This window comes from Alkalitalea saponilacus (assembly GCF_900168165.1).
Classification (GTDB): Bacteria; Bacteroidota; Bacteroidia; order Bacteroidales; family Marinilabiliaceae; genus Natronoflexus; species Natronoflexus saponilacus.
The window spans coordinates 17,671-35,982 of the sequence record NZ_FUYV01000024.1 but is presented as its reverse complement, the minus strand read 5'-3'; the positions used below and the strand labels follow the sequence as shown (position 1 = coordinate 35,982).

Annotated in this window: 13 protein-coding genes; 7 read left to right on the top strand and 6 right to left on the bottom strand. The window is 38.3% G+C overall.

The window, feature by feature from the left end; genetic code table 11:
- Nucleotides 1-182: 182 nt before the first annotated feature.
- The gene (gdhA, locus tag B5X70_RS15925; RefSeq protein ID WP_079558902.1) at nucleotides 183-1,538 is read left to right on the top strand and encodes an NADP-specific glutamate dehydrogenase; all 1,356 of its coding nucleotides are present in this window, start codon (nucleotides 183-185) and stop codon (nucleotides 1,536-1,538) included.
- An 89-nt stretch (nucleotides 1,539-1,627) separates the two neighbouring features.
- Nucleotides 1,628-2,767, top strand: coding sequence for a nucleotidyltransferase domain-containing protein (locus B5X70_RS15920; RefSeq protein ID WP_079558901.1), 1,140 nt, complete (start codon nucleotides 1,628-1,630; stop codon nucleotides 2,765-2,767).
- 5 nt (nucleotides 2,768-2,772) lie between these two features.
- Here the strand turns inward: B5X70_RS15920 and B5X70_RS15915 are convergent, their stop codons facing one another.
- Nucleotides 2,773-3,276 carry a UpxY family transcription antiterminator gene (locus tag B5X70_RS15915; RefSeq protein ID WP_079558900.1) on the bottom strand — a complete coding sequence of 168 codons (504 nt, stop codon included), beginning with the start codon at nucleotides 3,274-3,276 and terminating at the stop codon, nucleotides 2,773-2,775.
- A 332-nt stretch (nucleotides 3,277-3,608) separates the two neighbouring features.
- Between B5X70_RS15915 and gyrB the strand changes: the two genes are divergently transcribed.
- Both gyrB and B5X70_RS15905 read left to right on the top strand, forming a co-directional pair.
- A complete protein-coding gene (gene gyrB / locus B5X70_RS15910) occupies nucleotides 3,609-5,579 on the top strand; it encodes a DNA topoisomerase (ATP-hydrolyzing) subunit B (protein ID WP_079558899.1) in 1,971 nt (656 codons plus the stop codon).
- Nucleotides 5,580-5,689: 110 nt separating this feature from the next.
- Complete coding sequence (locus B5X70_RS15905) at nucleotides 5,690-6,799, top strand: glycosyltransferase (RefSeq protein WP_079558898.1); 1,110 nt, start codon at nucleotides 5,690-5,692, stop codon at nucleotides 6,797-6,799.
- 48 nt (nucleotides 6,800-6,847) lie between these two features.
- On the opposite strand, the gene B5X70_RS15900 is transcribed toward B5X70_RS15905, so the two are convergent.
- The 3 genes from B5X70_RS15900 to B5X70_RS15890 all read right to left on the bottom strand — a co-directional run bounded on the left by B5X70_RS15900 (nucleotide 6,848) and on the right by B5X70_RS15890 (nucleotide 10,828).
- Complete coding sequence (locus tag B5X70_RS15900; protein ID WP_079558897.1) at nucleotides 6,848-7,708, bottom strand: sigma-70 family RNA polymerase sigma factor; 861 nt, start codon at nucleotides 7,706-7,708, stop codon at nucleotides 6,848-6,850.
- A 65-nt stretch (nucleotides 7,709-7,773) separates the two neighbouring features.
- The gene (locus B5X70_RS15895; RefSeq protein WP_079558896.1) at nucleotides 7,774-9,252 is read right to left on the bottom strand and encodes a Do family serine endopeptidase; all 1,479 of its coding nucleotides are present in this window, start codon (nucleotides 9,250-9,252) and stop codon (nucleotides 7,774-7,776) included.
- A 313-nt stretch (nucleotides 9,253-9,565) separates the two neighbouring features.
- Entirely contained in the window at nucleotides 9,566-10,828 is a 1,263-nt protein-coding gene (locus tag B5X70_RS15890) for a glycoside hydrolase family 88/105 protein (protein WP_079558895.1), read from the bottom strand.
- Between the two features lie 352 nt (nucleotides 10,829-11,180).
- On the opposite strand from B5X70_RS15890, the gene dapF reads away from it, so the two are divergent.
- Both dapF and uvrB read left to right on the top strand, forming a co-directional pair.
- Nucleotides 11,181-11,972: a diaminopimelate epimerase gene (gene dapF / locus B5X70_RS15885; protein WP_079558894.1), complete on the top strand. Its 792-nt coding sequence runs from the start codon at nucleotides 11,181-11,183 to the stop codon at nucleotides 11,970-11,972.
- A gap of 4 nt (nucleotides 11,973-11,976) precedes the next feature.
- Nucleotides 11,977-14,001 carry an excinuclease ABC subunit UvrB gene (gene uvrB / locus B5X70_RS15880; RefSeq protein WP_079558893.1) on the top strand — a complete coding sequence of 675 codons (2,025 nt, stop codon included), beginning with the start codon at nucleotides 11,977-11,979 and terminating at the stop codon, nucleotides 13,999-14,001.
- 36 nt (nucleotides 14,002-14,037) lie between these two features.
- Here uvrB and B5X70_RS15875 read toward each other — a convergent pair whose 3' ends face one another.
- Nucleotides 14,038-14,904 (bottom strand): hypothetical protein, encoded by an 867-nt coding sequence (locus tag B5X70_RS15875; RefSeq protein WP_079558892.1) that lies wholly within the window; start codon nucleotides 14,902-14,904, stop codon nucleotides 14,038-14,040.
- A 200-nt stretch (nucleotides 14,905-15,104) separates the two neighbouring features.
- Entirely contained in the window at nucleotides 15,105-17,024 is a 1,920-nt protein-coding gene (locus tag B5X70_RS15870; protein WP_079558891.1) for an AMP-dependent synthetase/ligase, read from the bottom strand.
- Between the two features lie 252 nt (nucleotides 17,025-17,276).
- Here B5X70_RS15870 and B5X70_RS15865 point away from each other — a divergent pair, with 252 nt between their 5' ends.
- Nucleotides 17,277-18,284, top strand: coding sequence for a GntR family transcriptional regulator (locus B5X70_RS15865; RefSeq protein ID WP_079558890.1), 1,008 nt, complete (start codon nucleotides 17,277-17,279; stop codon nucleotides 18,282-18,284).
- The last annotated feature ends 28 nt before the right edge of the window (nucleotides 18,285-18,312 follow it).

Sequence of the window (18,312 nt, the reverse complement as noted above, 5' to 3'; positions counted from 1 at the left end):
GTAATAATTCTATCAAATAGTTTGTTATTAATCTTGGAAAAAAACGGTTAAGTTGTAAGTGAAATGATATAAATTGTTGTATTTTTGTCACTCGAAATTTATTTAGCAGCTATTTTTAGTTCATATTTATGACAATGATCATGGTTATATAAAGTATTGTATAATTTAATTATTTAAGAAAAATGAAGAACCAGGTATCCCGTTACATTGAAGATTTTATGGCCGGTATTCAATCGCGCAATCCGGCTGAACCGGAGTTTTATCAGGCAGTACATGAAGTTGTAGAAAGTTTAGCTCCATTTATCGTTGAGAATCCTGTTTTAATGAAAAACAAGATTCTTGAAAGAATGGCTGAACCAGAACGTGTCATCATGTTTAGAGTTCCATGGCTTGATGATCGTGGAGAAGTTCAGATAAACAGAGGTTTTCGTGTACAAATGAACAGCGCTATTGGTCCCTATAAAGGAGGAATACGTTTTCATGCATCGGTTAACCTTGGGATTTTAAAGTTTCTAGCGTTCGAACAAGTTTTCAAAAATAGCTTGACCTCTCTGCCAATGGGTGGTGGAAAAGGAGGCTCCGATTTCAACCCAAAAGGAAAATCGGATAATGAAGTAATGAAGTTCTGCCAGTCTTTCATCACTGAATTGCATCGTCACATTGGTCCAAATCTTGATGTACCTGCTGGTGATATTGGTGTTGGTGGACGTGAGGTTGCTTATATGTTTGGACAATACAAAAGATTACGTAATGAGTTTACCGGAACTTTCACTGGAAAAGGACTTGATTTTGGTGGTAGTCCGTTACGTCCAGAAGCAACTGGTTTTGGAACTGTTTACTTTGCACAGGAGATGCTTAAAACCCGCAACGATAGCTTTAAAGGAAAAACTGTTGCAATAAGTGGTTCTGGAAACGTTGCGCAGTATGCAGCACAAAAAGTGATTGAGTTAGGTGGTACAGTTGTAACATTTTCTGATTCTAACGGTTCAATTTACGATCCGAAAGGAATTACCACAGAAAAGCTTGAATATGTAATGATGCTTAAGAATGCCATCCGTGGTAGAATTAAGGAGTATGCAGAGAAATATCCTGAGGCTGAATATTGGGAAGGATCTCGTCCGTGGAAGGCAAAATGCGATATTGCTCTTCCATGTGCCACTCAGAATGAGTTAAATGGAGACGATGCTCAGGTGTTGGTAGAAAACGGATGCTACTGTGTGGCCGAAGGTGCAAACATGCCTTCTACCCCCGAAGCCATTAAAGTTTTCCACGACAGAAAAATCCTTTATGGACCTGGAAAGGCTGCCAACGCCGGAGGTGTTGCTGTTTCAGGATTGGAAATGTCTCAAAACTCAATGCGTTTGCAATGGACTCCTGAGGAGGTGGATGCTAAACTTCATTCCATCATGATAAACATTCACGAGACTTGTGTTAAAAACGGGACTGATGCAAGTGGCTATGTAAACTATGTAAATGGCGCCAATATCAGTGGTTTCCATAAAGTAGCTAATGCCATGTTGGCTCAGGGATTGGTATAAATATAGCAGTAAATTAGATATCAAACCTTCGAACGCGTTCGCGTTCGAAGGTTTTTTTTGCTTTCTTTGTTTGGAAAGATGGTAGTGATATGTTTCAATTAAAATCTACTGTGAAAAAATCTGACCGGAATCATGATCATTGGGAACTTATTTTTCTCCCGGAAGAGAAATGGGTTGTTGATGCACTTTTTCGTGATTGCAATGATTTAGCTCCTCTCGATAACGATCTGCAACAGCATATCATATTGTATGCGCGAAAACATGGTCTGGCACAACTCTTATATAAAAGCAACTCAGTAAGCCAATTCTCTCAGCCTGTTTTGGATGAGCTCAAAAGAGATTTTCTATCAATTTACGCGAGAAATCTTTTATTTAATCAAATCTTAATCGAAATACTTTCATTATTCCATAAAAACGGAATCGAGGCCATTGTTCTTAAAGGGAGTTTTCTCTCAGCAGTAGTATACGAAAATCCTGCTTTCAGGCCGTTCAGTGATATTGATATTCTGGTGCGGGAGGAGCAGGCTGATACGGCCTGGAAATTACTTTGGCCCGATAGCGGTTATAAACTCGTAAAACAAGACGCTACCGGCCATCATCTTCCACCTGTAATGTTTCGAGGAGCTACAATAGAGGTACACAGATCCTTGTTCCCACAGAATACATCTTATAAAATTCCTGTTGATGTGATATGGAGGAGCGCGGTGCGCGATATAAAGAGTGGTTTGTTTTCACTGGATCCCTGTTCTCAAGTTTTACATACCTGTCTGCACACCTATTATAATTACAAAATGGGAGGTATCCGACTTGGCTGGCTGATGGATATCAGAAAGCTAATGGAATACTATGATGAACTTTCATGGGATGATGTGCTCTCAAAAGCACATCGTTATGGGATATATGAACCTGTAACTCTTATTCTTTCTTTGTATAATATTTTGAATCCCGCAGCCAACCTGAATGTTCCTTTAAAAGGCAGGCAAAAAAGAGAGTTGGAGCTGATCATCAAATTTGCACGCGGAACAGGAGAGCAAAAACTGGAGTACAGTTACTCCATCGCTTGGGAAAGATTTTGGAATTCTAAAGGACTAAAGCAAAAATACCATTTCTTAAAGCAATTGATCAGAAATGATAATGCCGGTATAAAACGGAACGTTTTTATCCGATTATCATATTTATTCCGAAACACATTCAGGATGTTTTTTCAAAAAATCAAAGACAAGCTCTGAAAGGTTCAGAGGTCTACTGAGTCGTTCTCAAGATTAACTACAAGCGTGTAACCGATGTGGCTGATTTGGAGGTGAAGTTTCCTCTTGCCTCTGATCTCTTTTACAATACCACTTACTCCCTTTAACGGTCCCGAAGTAACAGTAACGGTTTGACCTTTTACAATATTTCCGGTTTCAACACTGAAAGATAACTTGTTTTCAACCGTTTTTTGCATTGCTTCAATCTCGTGATCAGGAATGGTTACCGCTTTACCTTTGTGTGAAACATATGAAACAACTCCATTGGCTTCAAAAACACGTTTGTAATCGGCAGCAGAAATGTTTACAAAGATATATGAGCTGATAATGGGTGTTTCCACCCATTTTTTTCTATCACTCCATTGTTTTAATTCCCGCTTTAATGGCAAATATGCTTTAATGCCCATTGCAACTAACTGTTCACGCACTTTCTTTTCCGATCTGGACTTGGTGTATAAGGCATACCATTTATGTTGAATCTCGTTTTTCAAAGCAAAACTGGTTGGTTTCAGGTGTACAAAAATATAAACTTTATGCGATTATGAAAAGTAATATGAGACTCTTTGTCTTTATGATATATTAACATATTTCTAATCAGGTAGTGGTTCAATTGAGAGATTTTCCTTATATGTTTAAATAATTTTGTTGATAATTATTAGTTGTGGTTGTAATGGCTATATAATCAGCATGATATGATGGTTTAGTTGTTGATAAAAAGAGGTTGATTTCATCCTGTTTATAGAGCTATTTTTATTATATTTGTAGGTCTTTGCTTTCAGGTACTCAAAAACTCCTGAAGCCAATTAATTATTTAAAATTCATCATGAGCGAAAATTTAGATTTTGTTCCCGAGAAGCCAGCAAATGGCGATTATTCAGCCAACAGCATTCAGGTGCTCGAAGGTTTGGCAGCGGTGAGAAAGCGTCCTGCCATGTACATTGGAGATGTTGGTGTAAAAGGACTTCATCACCTGGTATACGAGGTTGTTGATAACTCAATTGATGAGGCCCTTGCCGGACATTGCGATTATATTGAAGTAACCATTAACGAGGATGATTCAATCACTGTATTGGATAATGGTCGGGGGATTCCTGTTGACATTCATGCAAAAGAAGGAAGGTCTGCACTGGAGGTTGTTATGACTGTACTTCATGCCGGCGGAAAGTTTGATAAAGACAGTTATAAAGTTTCCGGTGGTTTGCATGGCGTAGGAGTATCATGTGTGAATGCTCTTTCTTCCCAATTAATTGCTGAGGTTCATCGTGAGGGTAAAATTTATCGTCAGGAGTATAGCAAAGGTAAACCCCAGACAGAGGTCACGGAAATAGGCACTACAGATAAAAAAGGTACCTGGATTACTTTTAAGCCCGATGATTCAATATTTATTACTACAGAATATAAATACTCCATTCTCGCAGATAGGATGCGGGAACTTGCTTTTCTTAACCAAGGCATACAGATCATTCTTACGGATAAACGTGTAACCGACGAAAAAGGAGAGTTTAAATCGGAGCGTTTTCATTCTGAAGAGGGTTTGCGTGAGTTTGCCAAGTTTATCGATACCAATAGGGAACCGCTTATTGATAATGTTATTTACATTAACTCAGAAAAAAACGAAGTTCCAGTAGAAATCGCCATTGTTTATAATACTTCCTTCAACGAGAATGTATATTCCTACGTTAACAATATCAACACCATTGAGGGAGGAACACATTTAACCGGGTTCAGACGAGGTTTGACCAGAACACTTAAAACCTGGGCCGAAAAATCCGGAATGCTCAGTAAAATGAAATTTGACATTAACGGAGACGATTTTCGTGAAGGTCTTACCGCGGTGATTTCTGTAAAAGTGGCAGAGCCTCAATTTGAGGGTCAAACCAAGACCAAATTAGGTAATAGCGATGTTAGTCTGGCAGTAGATCAGGCAGTCAGTTTAATGCTTCAGAATTTTCTTGAAGAAAATCCAAAGGATGCAAAATCTATTGTAAACAAGGTAATTCTTGCAGCTACTGCTCGCCATGCAGCTCGTAAAGCGCGTGAACTTGTACAGCGTAAAAGCGTTTTGTCTGGAGGTGGATTACCCGGAAAATTGGCCGATTGCTCTGACAAAGATCCTTCCTCTTGCGAGGTCTTTTTGGTTGAGGGAGATTCGGCAGGCGGAACGGCCAAACAGGGAAGGAATCGCCAGTTTCAGGCAATTTTACCACTTCGTGGTAAAATTTTAAATGTGGAAAAAGCATTACAACATAAGGTTTTTGAAAGCGATGAAATTAAAAATATTTTCACTGCATTAGGTGTTACCATTGGTACAGATGAAGATAGTAAAGCATTGAATCTCGAGAAGCTAAGATATCATAAAATTATAATCATGACGGATGCCGATGTGGACGGGCGCCACATCAACACATTGATTATGACTTTCTTTTTCCGTTACATGAAGGATTTAATTAAGAGGGGACATTTGTATATTGCAACACCACCTCTATACTTAATGAAAAAAGGAAAAATTGAAGAGTATTGCTGGGACGACAAACAACGTCGTGAGTTCGTTGAGAAATATGCAGGTGGTAAGGAAGATGCAGTTCACATACAGCGATATAAAGGTCTTGGAGAGATGAACGCCGAGCAGCTATGGACTACAACAATGAATCCTGAAACTCGTACATTGCGTCAGGTTACCATTGAAAGCGCTACAGAAGCTGACCGCATATTCAGCATGTTAATGGGTGATGACGTTCCTCCTCGACGCGAATTTATCGAGCAAAATGCAACATATGCCAATATTGATGTATAAAACATCAATATGATTTTTGGCTTTATATTATAATAAACCTTCCTGTTCCATCGTTGAACAGGAAGGTTTTATGTATATAAGAGAGTATCTGATTATAATTGTTGGAAATAATGGCAAAAAAGAAACGTATTGTCATAGCTGTAATTAATAATCTTGTTACCGATAACAGGGTGGCAAAGCTTGCAGGCTCTTTAGAACAGCGTGGATACGATGTGTTACTGATAGGGAGAAGATGGCCTGACACAAAAATCCCTGATGGTCGCAAAGGAAAACACTACCGGTTTTCCTGTCCTGTAAATAGAGGTCCATTCTTTTATATTTATTATAATATTGCTCTGTTTTGGATATTGTTATTCAAAAAATCAGACCACATAATTTCAGTCGATCTTGATACACTTTTAGCCTGTCGTTTGGCCGGCTTTCTGAAAAGAGTTCCCGTTGTATTCGATAGCCATGAATATATGCCTGAAACACCTGAAGTGAAAATTAGGCCTTTTATTCAGTCCATCTGGTTGTTTTTAGAAAAGCTATTGCTACCGGGAGTAAAGAAGGGTTTTACTGTTTCTCGAGGGTTGCAGGATATTTATCGATCCAGATACAACAAGGAATTCTTCTTGCTTCGAAATGTCCCTTACGTACCGTATTTAATTTCTGAGATTCGTCCTGTTAGTGATTCTCCAATAGTTTATTATCAGGGAGCCTTAAATATTGGAAGAGGTCTTGAAGCATCAATTTTGGCCATGAAACATTTGCCTCATTATAAGTTGATCATTGTCGGCTCCGGAGATATAGATGGTGATTTGCGACAGATGGTGATAAATGAAAAGCTGGAGAAGCAGGTTGAGTTTCTTGGTTGGCTTCCCTTTGAGGAACTAAGCAAGCATGCTACAAATGCTCATGTGGGGCTTTGTCTGCTCGAGAATATGGGGCTGAACTATTATCACTCTTTGCCCAATCGCATATTTGATTATCCGGCAATGGGTTTACCGGTTATAGCAACAGGTTTCCCGGACATAAGTGAGATTGTTGTGAAATATAAAACTGGAATTCTTTTAAACTCTATGGAGCCAAAGGAAATTGCCGAAGCTATTAAAACTGCCTGCGAAACTGCAGACTTGAGAAATGAATGGAAAGAGAACCTAAAAAGGGCAGCTCAAATACTTAACTGGCAAGAGGAAGAAGTTGTTATGAATGAATATTTTCCAGATATTACCGGTTAATAAATTGGATTAAAAAAGGCTTTCGAATTTCGAAAGCCTTTTTTATTATTATCCAAGATAAGATTTCAACAACTTGCTTCGTGAAGTGTGTCTTAATCTTCGTATTGCTTTTTCTTTAATCTGTCTTACTCTTTCTCTGGTAAGTCCAAATCTTTCACCAATCTCTTCAAGCGTCATTTCCTGGCATCCTATTCCAAAGAATAGTTTAATGATGTCGCTTTCTCTTTCGGTAAGAGTAGCCAGCGCTCTTTCAATCTCTTTTGAAAGAGATTCATTCATCAGAGTTCTGTCTGCATTTGGAGAATCACTGTTCACCAATACATCCAGCAGGCTGTTGTCTTCTCCTTCCACGAACGGTGCATCAACGGAAATATGCCGTCCTGCTACCCGCAGAGTATCTGCCACTTTGTCTGCTGGTAGTTCAAGTTGATCTGCCAACTCTTCGGGAGAAGGCTTGCGCTCATGCTCCTGCTCAAATTTTGAGTAAGCTTTGTTGATTTTATTCAACGATCCAACCTGATTTAACGGTAGTCTGACAATTCTCGATTGTTCTGCTAACGCTTGTAGAATGGATTGTCTGATCCACCATACGGCGTATGAAATAAATTTGAAACCTCTGGTCTCATCAAACTTCTCTGCCGCTTTAATCAATCCGAGGTTTCCTTCATTAATAAGGTCTGGAAGACTAAGTCCTTGGTTTTGATATTGTTTAGCAACTGATACCACAAATCGCAAGTTTGCCCTGGTTAGTTTTTCAAGAGCAGTTTGGTCGCCTTTTTTTATGCGTTGCGCCAGCTCTACCTCTTCTTCTACAGAGATAAGTTCCTCGCGCCCAATCTCCTGAAGATATTTGTCCAGAGATGCGCTTTCGCGATTGGTGATTGATTTTGTTATTTTTAGTTGTCTCATGTTCCCTTTAAAATACGCCGCAAAATTACACTTTTTTATCTAGTAAAGCAATCTTAATTGCTTATTTATTCCTGAAGATTGATGGCGTAGAAAGATGTTCGGCCGTTTTGATAAACTCCTGACAGGAACAAGGCATCACTTGCTACATCCACAACTTTCCTTAAGTCGTCTTCACTATTAACCGGTACTCTGTTGGCCTGAATAATAACATATCCCTCACGTATACCTGCATCACGGAATTTCCCGGATCCAACTTCGGTGACTTTTATGCCATTTCGGATGCGAAGCCTTTGCCTCTCATCATCTGACAGTGGTTCAAACGATGCTCCAAGTAAAGACATCTTATCCACATTTTGCACCAAATCTGTGTTTCCATGTATATTACGTAAAGTTACGGTAAAAGGTTTTCTTTTTCCATCTCTTAGTACCTCTAATTGAACATTATCTCCAGGCCGGAATCTGCTAACCCGTTCTTGAAGTTGTGGTACAGAATTTACGGCATCACCATTTACGCTGAGAATAACATCACGACTTTTTATTCCGGCAGCTTTTGCGCCTCCGCCTTCAGTTGGTTCAACGACATAAACGCCTCGCACTCTGTCCATACCCAATTCTCTTGCAAGTTCGTTGTTCATTCCGCGAATACTGACTCCCAGCAAGCCTCTTTGAACAGCACCAAACTCCAGTAAATCATCTACCACTTTCTCTACAATACTCACGGGTACTGCAAATGAATATCCTGTAAACGAGCCTGTTCTGGAGGCAATCGCAGTATTTATTCCAATAAGTTCTCCACGAGTGTTAACCAATGCACCTCCGCTGTTTCCGGGGTTAACAGCTGCATCTGTTTGGATAAAAGCCTCTATGCTCATTTGTCCCAGAATCTGAATACTGCGCGATTTTGCACTAACAATCCCTGCTGTTACGGTTGAGGTGAGGTTAAAAGGGTTTCCCACGGCCAGAACCCACTCACCAATGTTCAATGCATCGCTATTTCCATATACTAAATAGGGTAAATCTGTTTCTTCTATTTTAAGCAGGGCAATATCTGTTGTGGGATCAGCGCCTACCAGAATTGCTTTATATGATCTGTTGTCATTTAATGTAATCTCTATCTCATCGGCTCTGTCAATAACATGGTTGTTTGTAACAATATATCCATCCTGAGAAATGATGACTCCTGAACCGGATCCCATTACCGGTTGCTGCGGCTGAGGTTGGCCAAAGCCTCTGGGGCCAAAGAAAAAGTCGAAAAGGGGATGACCTGAAGAAGGTGCCCCTGATCCTGAGCTCCTGCCTTTGGTTTGAACGTGAACTACTGCATGAACAGACTTTTCAGCTGCGTAGGTTAAGTCAGGATACTGTGCTGAAGAAGAACCTGCGGGTAATGAGGTGAACATGCTGTTTGTTCCCGGATGATTTGTTTTTACTGGTACTTCGATAATTCTGGGCTCTGCTGAAAAGAATTGTGAATATATAAATACGCCTGCCAAGGCACCCAAAAAAGCTATCGCAAATGTCGAAATTAGTTTTCTAGTCTTCATAATAATAACAATTTAAGGTTTTGTTCTTCATTAATTCAAATTTAATGCCGACATGTTGGGCTTTACAATTTTTAACTGCTTCTACAACTGATAACTTTTTTGCTGTTTGCATGCACTGTTAAGTTTCAGAAGTTGCATTAGAGAATTGATTAGGTTCAATACTCCTTATTAACAAATTATTTGAGGTTTTGTTGGTTATTTGTTAGAGTTGCTATTAAAGTATAGCTTTCATTCTTTATAAAACAAAAAAAGTCTTTGGTTTTTTTAAAAACCAAAGACTTTAAGTTAATATGATTTATGTATAAAGTATATGTTAATTTCGATCTTTATTGAGTTTTATCATTTCAAGCCCAGCATTAAGTATCAAACCTATTCCATGTTTCTCATTATCCCCAACTGGTCGTGTATAATAAAAAACAAGGTCATCCGAAATACCGGTTCCTACACAGACATCAATAAATTTACCTTCCGGTGTAATTTTATCTCTTTTTAACGCATGCCACCCACGTCTTGCAATACTTGCATAATCAGGATCAATCCATCCTTCATTAACTGCTTTTGCAACTCCATAAATGAAAAGTGCAGTTACTGAAGACTCTTGATACGAGTCTGGTTTATCCAGTAATTGCTTCCACATTCCATCAGCGTCCTGATATCTTGAATATCCCACAATTTGTTTCTCCAGAATTGAAATTAAAAGGTCTCTTTTTGGATGATCAGATGGAAGTTCATCCAATAAATCACAAATAGCAAATGTAATCCACCCGTTTGCACGTCCCCAATACGCGACTCCGTTTCGTTCGAGATCTGTGTAATAACAATGGTAGTATAATTGCTTAATTGGATCCCAAAGGTATTGATCCATTTTAATTACTTGATGTATAGCGTCATTAAAATACTTCTCATCATTTGTAAAAGATCCCATTCTTGCAAGAAAAGAGACTGACATGTACAAATCATCAGCCCAAATGGTCATATTTCTTGGAAAAGTACGGCTTAATGTTCCATTTTCTGTTCTAACCTGTCCGTTGAGAATATGTTCAGCTGAGTTTTTTATGTATTCAAGGTATCTTTCTTGCGGGTTGATGGCGTATACGTCAATAACGCTTGCGCCCATTGCACCACAATCATCTAACTCCTCAAAATTCCATAATTGTCCGTATGGCCAGTGCCAATGATTGCGGTCACCTCTAAAGCGCTCTTTAAAGTATTGGTAATTTGCAAAACCAAATGCTACATGGTCTAAAGCATAATCAATATATTTTTGTTCTTCAAGGTATTTCCCAAGTTTAATAATTGCCATATTAGTAACACCTGCAGAGTAGTGCCATTCCATTAGCGGACTTTTGAAGCGGACATCTTCACCTTCTGGAATTTCATCTGTAGAATTATATACTACCCCTGTGGTAACACCAACAAATTGCGTAACTGGTTGTTCTAGTACGTGGTCGGCTATTAGCCTGACAACTTCTTCATCACTCATTCTTACTACGCTTACTTCTTGAGTGGGTTGATTTGCCATGGTGCAGCTTATTAATATATAAGCAGATACCATAAATAAAGTGACTTTTTTCATGAATCGTGGTTTTAAATTATATATAATTTTGTTCAATTTTTAAGGTGATAAATCTATTGAGTATATATTGTATTGTTTAGATAATCAGATGTCATGATTCATTTTAGGTTTGAAATTTGATTTAGTTGTTTTGAGTTAAATTTTTCAGACTATAAATATAGATCTAGCCTAATAAAGGAGCAATGCACAAATTGTTTTTTTATTTAACCTTTTTGTCACAATTATTAAGAAATATTTTGTGTTAACCCATAATTCTTTTGTCACAATTTCTTAATTATTGATATTTGCTATAAATCACTTAATTATCTTTGTAAAAAATGAATTTGAATAGAAATATTGAAGAGCTCGTAATATGGAACAATTAAAATTTTACAAATATCACGGAACAGGTAACGATTTCGTAATTATTGATAATAGAGATTCTTATTTCAATATTAGTGATAGGGAATTAATTAGCTTTATATGTCATCGCCGTTTTGGAGTTGGAGCTGATGGATTTATGCTATTGGAAAATTCTCCTGAGCACGCTTTTTACATGCGATACTACAATAGTGATGGTAATGAAAGTACTATGTGTGGTAACGGAGGAAGATGTATTGTAAAGTTTGCTTGTGATTTAGGTATGGTAAAAGAAAACGAAATATTTACTTTTGATGCTATTGATGGTATTCACCATGCTTTAGTTAAACCGGATATCATTAATTTGAAAATGTTAGATGTTAACGGCATTGAGAAGGTGGCAGATGGTTATTTTTTGAATACAGGTTCCCCCCATTTTGTTTGTTATACAGAGAATCTTGAACAAACCGATGTTGTTTCTGCTGGCAGAGCCATTCGAAATAATTCCTATTTTGGTAAAGCGGGTACAAATGTGAATTTTGTTGAAAAATGCGGAGATTCCTCTATAATGGTTCGTACATACGAAAGAGGGGTTGAGGATGAAACATGGTCGTGCGGAACTGGTTGCGTGGCTTCTGTGCTAACCAATTTTTTCATTCATGGTGGAGGCACAGAATATTCAATAAAGGTAAAAGGAGGAGCTCTGACTGTCAGGTTTTCTGCTCAGGATAAAGGAGTGTATAATAATATTTGGTTGGAAGGTCCTGCTAAATTTGTATTTTCCGGAAATATCAACGTGCAATAATCAGATGGATTTTAAAATTGAATCAGATTTTAAGCCGACAGGGGATCAACCAGAAGCGATTCGCCAACTTGTTGAAGGAATCAGAATCGGAAGTAGATTCCAAACTTTATTGGGTGTCACTGGTTCCGGTAAAACATTTACTGTAGCCAATGTGATTGAGCAACTTCAAAAGCCGGTTTTGGTGTTAAGTCATAATAAGACACTTGCAGCTCAGCTTTATGGTGAATTTAAACATTTCTTCCCTAATAATGCCGTTGAATATTTTGTGAGTTATTACGACTACTACCAGCCGGAAGCATATTTGCCTGTTACTGATACTTATATAGAGAAAGATCTCTCAATCAATGATGAAATTGAGAAGTTGCGTCTGAGCGCAACTTCGGCTCTTCTTTCAGGGCGAAAAGATGTGATTGTTGTCAGCTCTGTATCTTGTTTGTATGGTATTGGTAATCCGGAGGACTTTCATGCCAATGTTATTACAATTGAATCAGGTATGACTTTTGGCCGAAATCAATTTCTCCGACGATTGGTTGATAGTCTATACTCACGTAACGAGGTCGAATTCAATCGTGGACATTTCCGGGTAAAAGGAGATACGGTCGATATTTTTCTTGCATATGCTGATCATGCGCTTAGAGTCATTTTTTGGGGAGATGAAATAGAATCCATTGAAAGTTTTGACCCGGTTAACAACATAAGTCTGGAGAAACATCAAAGCTTCCTGATTTATCCGGCCAATATTTTTGTAACGACCAAAGAAAGAATTAATTCAGCTATTAAAATGATTCAGGATGATTTAACGGATCATCTGCAATTCCTACGTGATGAGGGAAAAAAAGCTGAGGCAAAGCGACTCGATGAAAGGGTTAATTATGACCTGGAAATGATTCGGGAACTTGGATATTGTCCTGGAATCGAAAATTATAGCCGGTACTTTGATGGACGAGAGCCCGGAACCAGACCTTTTTGCCTGATTGATTATTTTCCGGATGATTTTTTGGTTGTGGTGGACGAGAGCCACGTAACCATTCCTCAGATTCGCGCCATGTATGGTGGCGATTTTAGCCGTAAAAAGAATCTGGTGGAGTATGGTTTCAGATTGCCCGCAGCTATTGATAACCGACCGTTGAAATTTGAAGAGTTTGAATCGCTTGCTAAAAACGCGATTTACGTAAGTGCAACGCCTGCTGATTATGAAATGGAAAAAAGCGAGGGTGTGATTGTTGAGCAGGTCATTCGTCCAACAGGGTTGCCGGATCCTCATATTGACGTAAGACCCAGTCTCAACCAGATGGACGATTTGATTGAAGAAATTCAAATTCGTACAGAAAAAAATGAGAGGGTACTCGTAACCACATTGACTAAGCGGATGGCCGAAGAGTTGAGTAGTTATCTAACCAGAATGGGGATACGATGCGAGTATATTCATTCTGATGTGGATACTCTTGAACGTGTTAAAATTATGGAAGGTTTACGGGAAGGCTTTTTTGATGTGTTGGTGGGTGTAAATCTTTTGCGGGAAGGATTGGATCTCCCGGAAGTTTCCTTGGTTGCTATTTTGGATGCCGATAAAGAAGGGTTTTTGCGCTCTGCGCGTTCGCTTACACAGACTGCCGGAAGAGCAGCACGGAACCTAAACGGACTGGTTATCATGTATGCCGATACCATAACGAGATCAATGAAGGAGACCATTGATGCAACTAATTACAGAAGAACCAAACAATTGGCCTATAATGAAGCCAATGGAATTGTTCCATCGCAAATAATAAGGAAAAAAGGCTCAATAATTCCGGGAAGCAGCAGGGACGACAAACTTGTGAAAGGTTATTCTGAACCTGAAACAGCAGATGTTGCTGCTGATCCGGTGGTTGCTTACATGTCCGTTCATGCGCTTGAAAAGGCCATTGAGAAAACACGTGCATCTATGCAAGCCGCTTCAAAAGATCTGGATTTTATTTCTGCAGCACAGTATCGCGACGAAATGTTCCGATTGCAGACTCTCCTTAAAGAAAGAAAGTCTGCACGGTAAATTTTTGACCACCTCACCTAAAAAATGGAAATATTTTTAGAAGAACAACCAGCGTCTTCTCATATGACTACTTGGTCTTGAGCTTCTTGATCTTGTCTTAGGCTGGAAAAACCTTCTGGTTTTCATGTAACTTCTACGGTTAAACCTTGGCTCGTTTCTGAATGGGCTATCCTGAATCAAATAGGTTATCCCCAGATTTACTGAATAATAGAAGTCATATGGATCTGTGTCGTGCTCAGTTCCCAAAGGATCCCAACTATCGTACCATACATCGTGTGCATCAAGTTTGTCTGAAAACGCTAAATTTCCTGCAAACTCAAAGTTTGCACTTAATCTGGGCGTAAGCCATATTGATGCTCCCCCTCCGGCACCAACTATAGGAGCTAAACCTGTTGCAGTTCTCCATTTTTCACCGGGTTCAGCACCGGATGTGCCAGCACTTGCCGGACCCCAATATTCTGTGGCATTGTAATAAACAAATCCTGCCTGTAAAAGTGCATATGGCTGAAAAGTTCTTTCTTTAAAATACCCCATTAAATCGTTAAGAGGTCTGTATGTACCTCCAAACGTAAATTCAAAATACATATTGTCGAATTCGGCATAAGCCTGGCCTGTGTTAGGAAATATTTGTGTTCCCTGCATTACTCCCCCCATCAGTTGTGCACGGGCTGATAAAGTTCGGGTCATTTCTCTGTCGGCAACTATTCCGGCCGAATAACCGATACGTCCTTCATCAACCAGGTCTCCGAAAAAAATGTTTGGTCCGGCTTTGGCAGTAACAGACAAGCCATCCATTAAATTAAATGGAGAACCTCTGTATCCACGTCTGATTTGGCTGTTAGTAATGGTGCATGTCACCATAAGCAATAAAACCAACAACCATTTTTTATTTATTGTGTACATTTAGCGGCCTGATTTGAGTACTGTAAGTTCTATTTAGGGTGTAAAATTGGTGAAAACTTTAAAAATATGAAATAGTTATACTATACAAAGACGTAATATAATGCTTTTTTGTTTCATTTTTTTTATGGATTGATCAAAATTGTTGATAAAAGAATTATAATATTAGTTGATCAGCCCATTTTTTATGATACAATATTTAACTAGGAGCTGACGGGCTTGGTTAAATATAGCATAATATTTTGCCTGTTTCTTGTGCTAAACATATCTTTTCCTTCCGGAGTATAAAGATGGTTTATTTCTTTGTTTAGCTTGGTCTCAACAACTCTTCGAACCATTTTCATAGTGCTATTCAACATCTTATTTACTTCTGTAAAAGGTTCAGGACAAACTCCAACTGTGGTTGGTAGCCAGCGTTGCGGAAACATATCATCAAGTTTGCCGCCTTGTTTAAATTGGTTTATCTCTTCCTGAATTGCCCGAAGGATGAAGGCACTTTTCTCTTCATCAGATTGAAATTCATGATTTTTCAAGAGATTGCTGATGCTGTCAGAATTAGGAACAGCCAAACCTATGGTATACGGACTTTGGTTGTTGTATAGCATAAACTGATCTATTAACGGGCAATGATCAATAATAGCCTCTTCAATTCCTTCCGGACTGTACTTTTCACCATCATGTGATATTAGAAGGCTTTTAAAACGGCCTTTTACGTATAGATAGTTCTCATTATCCACATAGCCAAGATCACCAGTGTATAGCCACTCATCCTTAATGGTCTCTGCTGTGGCTGTTTTGTTTTTCCAGTAGCCAAGCATTACATTTTCCCCTTTTACAACAATTTCTCCCGACTCACCAGTATTAACTTCACGCCCGTTCTCATCACATATTTTGAGTTCCAGGTTATGTACCACTTTTCCTGACGATCCCATTTTATGAAAGTCGGGGGTGTTAGCAGAAATTATAGGGGCAGCTTCACTTAAACCGTATCCCTGATACATGGGAATTCCAATGGCATAAAAGAATTTTTGTAATTCTATATCCAGCAAAGCCCCGCCGCCAATAAAAAATTTAAGATTTCCCCCAAATTTTAAACGGATTTTCCTAAAAAGAATCTTGTCAAAAAGATTTCCTATTGGCTTGGTTAACTTCTTAATACCTTTACCTTTATTGTCTCCTGTTCCATTATACCAGAATGCATGTTTTATGGCAAGGGAAAAAAGTAACCAGGCAATTTTGCCTTTGTCCCTAACTCCCTTTTCTATGTTTTTGCGGAAGTTTTTGGCCAGAGCAGGAACACTCATTAATACATGCGGCTGAATCTCCTGCATGTTATTTACAAAATTTTTAAGTGTTTCGTTGGGGGTTCTCCCACTTTTAACAGCGGCTACCGATGCTCCTCGGTACATGAACGCGTAAAGTGCCGCCGTATGTGCAAAAGCATGATCCCACGGCAGAACCACAAGGGTTCGGTAATGCGAAGGAATATCAATAAAACTAAAAGCTTGTTCAACATTGGCTGTGTAATTTCTATGTGACAACATAATTCCCTTAGGATCAGCCGTGGTTCCTGATGTGTACGAGATATTTGCAACATCGTTGGGAGTGATCTCGTTTCGACGATTTTTTAGCTTGTCTTCATCTGTTTTTCTGAATTCAACTCCTGATTTGTATAAATCAGACCAAAGAATTTCTTTTGTCTGCAAATCTTCTATCTCATCCAGAATGATAACCTTTTCAACTCCCGGCAATAGATTGATGATATTTCTTATTTTGGGCAATTGATATGCAGATACTATTATAATTTTGCTGTCTGAATGATTTATTCTGAATACCAGGTCGTTGGATTCCTCCAGTTTTGTTGATAAAGGAACGTTAATTCCTGCTGCATAAAGTATGGATAATTCAGCAATGAGCCAATCTCTTCTTCCTTCCGATAACAATGAAACACGATCTCCCTTTTCAAAACCAATTCCCATAAGCCCTGCGGCATATGTTTTAATTAATTCAAGACTTTCGTTATAAGATGTGGATTCGTATATGTTTTCTCTCTTTTCCCATATTAAAGGATTGTTGCCAAATTGGGAGGTTTTATCTTCAAAATAGTCAATGATGCTTAGCATTGCATTAAGATGTTGGTTTGTAAACTGTTATTTTGTTTTTAAAGCAAAAAGGTGCTCGGGTTGGTTATGATTTAAATTTGTTATTTTTATATGCAATGAGAGGTTTAATAAACCTCTCAAAATGTGTATTCAATTATACAAATTTAGAAAAAATACAATATATTCCATATTTCTTAAGGATTTGCACAATATTTATCAATGAAGGTGTTATTTTGTAGTCGGCATTTATTACAAAATATTTAACTGTTTTAAATGAATCGAAATATAATTCAGGTCAATAAAGCATCGGCTCATGCTAAATACCGTCAGATCATTGATTCGGTTATTTACAAGGTACGTGAAGGTTTTTTTAAACGGGGCGACAAACTCCCCTCTGTAAATGACATTGCTCAACGGAATAGCCTATCTCGCGATACTGTGTTGCTTGCCTATAATGAGTTAAAATCCAGGGGTGTGTTGAAAAGTGTTCCAGGTAAAGGGTATTATATTGAAAGTACTGATGTTAACCATGATTTACGTATATTACTGTTGTTTGATGAGTTTAACGGGTTTAAGGAAGATTTGTATAATGCTTTTATTACCACTATAGCCGGGAGGGCTCAGATTGATATCTTTTTTCACCATTTTAATGATGAGGTTTTTGATTCTATCATAACAAATCAGCTAGGAAACTATACTAATTATGTGGTAATGCCTGCACTTTTACCCAATGCACATTTATCAATTAAAAAGCTTCCGCTCGATAAGGTGTTCATACTCGATCAGTTGCCGGTATCGTTAAAGGGCGAATATCCGTCGATATACCAGTCTTTTGATGAAGATATATATAACGGTTTGCGGCAAGGGTTAGAACTTCTGAAAAAGTATAATCGATTGATTCTTGTTTACCCGGGAGGAAAGGAACCAAGAGGTTTTTTTAACGGATTTAAGAAGTTTTGTGAGGATTTTAATTTTAGTAATGATGTAATATCAGGTTTAACTGAGTCCGATGTTTTAAGGGGGCATGTTTACATCATGCCAAATGATCGGGATTTGGTTTTTCTGGTAAAGCATTGCCGAAGAGAGAATTACATAATAGGAGATGATGTTGGGATTATTTCACTGAATGATTATGGCCTAAAAGAGATTATAGCTGATGGCATTACAACTATTTCTACCGACTTTAAGGCTATGGGTGAGAATCTTGCAAGAATGATTATTTCCAGGGAAAAGGTTGAAATAAAGAATCCATCCAATCTCATTATTCGTGGATCTTTGTAGTTTGGAATCATGCAATAATTTTTAATGA

What these genes read in the sequence shown, in the direction of transcription:
- gdhA (WP_079558902.1), top strand. Translation starts at nt 183, where the DNA reads ATGAAGAACCAGGTATCCCGTTACATTGAAGATTTTATGGCCGGTATT.
- B5X70_RS15920 (WP_079558901.1), top strand. Translation starts at nt 1,628, where the DNA reads ATGTTTCAATTAAAATCTACTGTGAAAAAATCTGACCGGAATCATGAT.
- gyrB (WP_079558899.1), top strand. Translation starts at nt 3,609, where the DNA reads ATGAGCGAAAATTTAGATTTTGTTCCCGAGAAGCCAGCAAATGGCGAT.
- B5X70_RS15905 (WP_079558898.1), top strand. Translation starts at nt 5,690, where the DNA reads ATGGCAAAAAAGAAACGTATTGTCATAGCTGTAATTAATAATCTTGTT.
- B5X70_RS15900 (WP_079558897.1), bottom strand. Translation starts at nt 7,708, where the DNA reads ATGAGACAACTAAAAATAACAAAATCAATCACCAATCGCGAAAGCGCA.
- B5X70_RS15895 (WP_079558896.1), bottom strand. Translation starts at nt 9,252, where the DNA reads ATGAAGACTAGAAAACTAATTTCGACATTTGCGATAGCTTTTTTGGGT.
- B5X70_RS15890 (WP_079558895.1), bottom strand. Translation starts at nt 10,828, where the DNA reads ATGAAAAAAGTCACTTTATTTATGGTATCTGCTTATATATTAATAAGC.
- dapF (WP_079558894.1), top strand. Translation starts at nt 11,181, where the DNA reads ATGGAACAATTAAAATTTTACAAATATCACGGAACAGGTAACGATTTC.
- uvrB (WP_079558893.1), top strand. Translation starts at nt 11,977, where the DNA reads ATGGATTTTAAAATTGAATCAGATTTTAAGCCGACAGGGGATCAACCA.
- B5X70_RS15875 (WP_079558892.1), bottom strand. Translation starts at nt 14,904, where the DNA reads ATGTACACAATAAATAAAAAATGGTTGTTGGTTTTATTGCTTATGGTG.
- B5X70_RS15870 (WP_079558891.1), bottom strand. Translation starts at nt 17,024, where the DNA reads ATGCTAAGCATCATTGACTATTTTGAAGATAAAACCTCCCAATTTGGC.
- B5X70_RS15865 (WP_079558890.1), top strand. Translation starts at nt 17,277, where the DNA reads ATGAATCGAAATATAATTCAGGTCAATAAAGCATCGGCTCATGCTAAA.